The 399-nt window shown below is 57.9% G+C and carries 1 protein-coding gene; it reads right to left on the minus strand.

Features of this window, described 5'->3' with window-relative positions:
• Positions 1-399, minus strand: a 399-nt coding sequence (locus tag KMS84_RS44025; RefSeq protein WP_498066972.1) for a DNA polymerase Y subunit UmuC family protein, incomplete at both ends; no start/stop codon positions are given.

The following is a 399-nucleotide window of genomic DNA, read 5'->3' on the forward strand; positions in this document are numbered from 1 at the left end:
GCCTTGTGGATATAGGTGGCCAACGCCTGGCCAAGCCCCTCGATTGTGTGGACGCGCTGACCAAACATCTTGCTTGAGCAAATGGTCTGTTTGTCCGGTGGGCTTTGTTCCATGTCGATGCAGGACTCGCCGCGAAGCTCCCTGATCGTGCGTTCCAAGACCACTGAGTATTTGCGGCCCATTGTTCGCGGCTCAGCGTGCGATAGCTCCCACGCTGTTTTAATGCCTTCACCGGCCAGGTTATCGCGCATACGCCTGCCAATGCCCCACACTTCTTCGACAGGCATCCGGCGCAACAACCACTCAACGGCCTCCGGCTTGCGCAGGTCTACTACACCACCGGTTTTCTCTCGCCAGATCTTCGAGGCATGTTGTGCTGCCTTGGCGAGCGTTTTGGTG

Origin of the sequence: Streptomyces hilarionis (assembly GCF_024539675.1) — a bacterium.
Taxonomy (GTDB): Bacteria; Actinomycetota; Actinomycetes; order Streptomycetales; family Streptomycetaceae; genus Streptomyces; species Streptomyces hilarionis.